Here is a 3,430-nt window from a genome sequence, read left to right on the forward strand (position 1 = left end):
AATGTGTTCGGTTGGGATCGGAAATCAACCCGCGTTCGTCCTGGAAACGGGCGAGACCATCAGGAAATCCTTCGGGTACGAGCCGGGAGAGATCGCCTCCTGGGCCGCGTCGCTGCCCCAGCCCGCCAAATGCGTCTACGAGTCGGGCGTGACGGGCTTCTACCTCTGCCGCGAGCTGAACGCGATGGGCGTCGACTGCGTCGTCGGCGCCGTGTCCAAGATGCACAAGCCCGCCGCCGACCGGGGCCGCAAGACCGACAGGCGCGACGCGCAGTTCCTCGCGGTGCAGCTCGCGCTGGGCGTGGTCACCGAGGTGCACGTGCCCGATCCCGAGTGCGAGGGCGCGCGCGATCTGACGCGAGCCTTGGCCGACGCGCGCGACGACGCGGTGCGCGCCAAACAGCGCCTGTCGAAGTTCCTGCTCAGGCATGGATTCGTGTACGACGGGAAGAACGCCGCCGGGCAGAGGAGGAGCCGCTGGACCCGGGATTTCTGGGCGTGGGTTGGCCGGATCGACCTGGGAGACGCCTCCGCGATGGCCACCCTCGACCACTATTGCGAATGCGTCCGGGAGGCCGACGCGCGCAAGGCCGCGCTCGATGAGAAGGTGAAGTCGCTTTCCCAAAAACCCAGGTGGAAGCCCTCGTGCGATGCGCTCAAATGCCTGAAGGGCATAGACGCGGTCACGGCCGTCTCGATTGCCTGCGAGGCAGACGGTTTCTCGCGGTTCGCGACGGCGTCGGGGTTCGCGGCCTGGGTGGGATTGGTGCCCTCCGAGCATTCCAGCGGCGAGTCGCAATGCCGCGGCGGCATAACCAAGTGTTTGTATTCAATAGAAGCTGAGCACAATTCGCACGGAAAACTGAGCACCGCGCGCATCGAGAACTGACCAATGTACGCAAGGCGGCCCGTGCCGGACGCAGGGACACGGGCCTCACGAGACAATCCTTCCAGGGCGGAACCTTTGGCGAGACGACGCCCGGGAGGAGGAGAGGATGACCGTGCCCCTGCAGACCCAACATGATATACGCGAGATGGACGCGAGGGGCGTCCCCAGGGCCAGGATCGCCCGCGAGCTCGGCGTGAGTCGCAACACCGTGGCCAAGTACGCCGACATGGAGGACATGTCGCCGGCGCCGCCGTTCCCGGCCGCGAGGCCGCGGCCCTCGCTCGCGGGCCACGAGGAGTGGATCGACTCGGTGCTCGCAGGCGACCTGGGCGCCCCTCGCAAGCAGCGCCACACCGCAAGGCGCATCTACGACAGGATGGTCTCCGAGCGCGGCTACGAGGGGTCCTACTCGAGCGTGTGCCGCCACGTGGCGGAGTGGAGGCGCGGGCGGGCGTCGGCCGGGGACGGGTTCCTCGAGCTGGAGTGGGCCCCGGGGACCGCGCAGGCCGACTACGGGAACTTCGAGGCCGTGCTGGCGGGGAGGCGCATCGCGCTCAAGCTGCTGGTCCTCACGCTCCCCCACTCCAACGCGAGGTTCTGCGTCGCGGGGATGGCCGAGCGCGCCGAGTGCCTGTGCGACGGGCTCCGCGAGATCTTCGAGCAGGTCGGCCGCGCCCCGTCGACGCTCGTGCTCGACAACGCCACCGAGGCGGGCAGAAGGCTCCGCGGGGTCGTCACGGAGTCGGACCTCTTCTCGAGGTTCCGCGCGCACTACCGCTGCTCGAGCCGGTACTGCAACCCGTACTCGGGCCACGAGAAGGGGTCCGTCGAGAACGCCGTGGGCTTCCTGAGGAGGAACCTGCTGGTCCCGGTGCCCGAGGCGCCCTCGCTCGCCGAGCCCGACGCCGGGCTCGCGGCCGGCTGCGCCCGCATCAACGCCGACCCCTCGTCCCGCTGCCGCGACGGCAGGCCCGTCTCGGAGGCGATGGCCGAGGACCTCGCCGCGATGGCGGCGCTGCCCGCCACGCCCTTCGACGCCGTGAGGTGGCTGTCCTGCAAGAGCGACGGGCGCGGCCACGTGGCCGTCGACGGCAGGCTCTACCTCGCCGGCCCCGCCTGGCACGACAGGAGGCTCACGGTGGGCGTGCGCGCGGCGACCGTCGAGGTGCTCGCGGACCGCGGGCGGCGCGTGGCCGAGCTGCCGCGGGCGTTCGGCGAGGGCGAGCCGGTCAGGAGCCCGCTGTCGCTGGTGCCGGCGCTGGTGGCGAGGCCGCGCGCCTTCGGCGAGTCGCCGATCAGGCGGGACATGCCCCCGGCGCTCGTCGAGGCGATCGACCGGCTGGACGCGACGGGCAGGAGGCGGGTGCTCAGGGCCATATCCAGGGCGGCCGAGTCGAGCGGGTTCGCCGCGGCGCGCGGGGCCGCGGCGAGGGCCCTCTCCGCGGGGCGCGTCCCCGGGGACGCCGAGGCGGACATGGCCGCGAGGAGGATCGCGGCGGGCGAGCCCGGCCGCGGAGGGGCCGACCTGTCGGTCTACGACGGGCTCGTGCGCGGGGAGGCGCTGTGACGGCCGGCGGCGGCCCGGCCGCGGAGAGGGTGGTCGCCGCGGGGCGCGCCTGCGGGCTCACCACGGCCGTGCTCCGCGAGTGGGCCGGCCTGGGCACCCCGAAGCAGGTCGAGTACCTGGCCCGCTACCTCGAGGCCGAGCGCTCGAGCCGCGAGGCGTCGAAGAGGGCCGCGCTGCTCAGGCGCTGCGCGCTGCCGGCGCCGAAGACCTTCGACGGGTACGACTGGTCGGCCGTCTCGTGGCCGGAGGGCTTCGGCAGGGACGACCTGCTCGGCCTCTCCTTCCTGGAGGGCCGCGAGGACCTCGTGCTCATGGGCGACGTGGGCTGCGGGAAGACCCACATGGCGAGCGCGCTGTGCGTGCTGGCGTGCCAGGCGCGCGTCGAGGCCCGGTTCTTCACGGCCTCGGCCCTCGTGATGCGCCTCAGGCGCGCCCGCGACGAGGGCAGGCTCGACCGGGAGCTCGCCCAGGTCGGCAGGGCCGCCCTGCTGGTCGTGGACGAGCTCGGCTTCCTGCCGCTCGACCCGGACGGCGCCAGGCTGCCGTTCCGGGTGGTCTCGGAGGCCTACGAGAGGCAGTCGGTGGTGATCACGACGAACCTCGAGTTCTCGCGCTGGGGCCAGGTCTTCGGCGACGACCAGATGGCCGCCGCCGTCATCGACCGCGTCGTGCACCACGGCCGCCTCCTGCAGTTCAGGGGCGAGTCGTACCGGGTGCGCCACGCGCTCATGCAGCAGGGGTAGCCGCTCAAAAGCCAGCGCCCGGTTCCGTGCGAGAACTGCTCAATTCCCGATGCGATTTCCGCTCAGATCCTGTTGACAAAACACATCCCGGCGAGCACCGCCAGGGAGAGCGCCGCGGCGAGCGAGGAGGCCGCCGTCGAGGACCACGCCGTGCCGGCGCGGCGACGCGGGCACGAGCGCGACGCCGCCCGCGCAGTTCACCGCGGCGACGGCGACGGCGAGCCACATCGG

Annotated in this window: 4 protein-coding genes; 3 read left to right on the forward strand and 1 reads right to left on the reverse strand. The window is 72.0% G+C overall.

Features of this window, described 5'->3' with window-relative positions; all coding sequences use genetic code 11:
• The 3 genes from SFLMC1_RS05670 to istB form a co-directional block, all read left to right on the forward strand.
• On the forward strand, positions 1–889 hold an 889-nt coding region (locus tag SFLMC1_RS05670; RefSeq protein ID WP_152074684.1), incomplete at its 5' end, for an IS110 family transposase.
• A gap of 106 nt (positions 890–995) precedes the next feature.
• Positions 996–2,456: an IS21 family transposase gene (gene istA, locus SFLMC1_RS05675; protein ID WP_152074685.1), complete on the forward strand. Its 1,461-nt coding sequence runs from the start codon at positions 996–998 to the stop codon at positions 2,454–2,456.
• Positions 2,453–3,199 (forward strand): IS21-like element helper ATPase IstB, encoded by a 747-nt coding sequence (gene istB / locus SFLMC1_RS05680; protein ID WP_222838036.1) that lies wholly within the window; start codon positions 2,453–2,455, stop codon positions 3,197–3,199. Before istA ends, istB begins: the two co-directional genes overlap by 4 nt.
• Positions 3,200–3,238: 39 nt before the next feature.
• Here istB and SFLMC1_RS05685 read toward each other — a convergent pair.
• The coding region (locus tag SFLMC1_RS05685; RefSeq protein ID WP_222838037.1) for a hypothetical protein at positions 3,239–3,430 on the reverse strand (192 nt) is incomplete at its 5' end.

The organism is Collinsella aerofaciens (assembly GCF_901212495.1).
Classification (GTDB): Bacteria; Actinomycetota; Coriobacteriia; order Coriobacteriales; family Coriobacteriaceae; genus Collinsella; species Collinsella aerofaciens_H.

Coding starts and splice junctions, on each gene's coding strand:
- istA (WP_152074685.1), top strand. CDS start 996: ATGACCGTGCCCCTGCAGACCCAACATGATATACGCGAGATGGACGCG.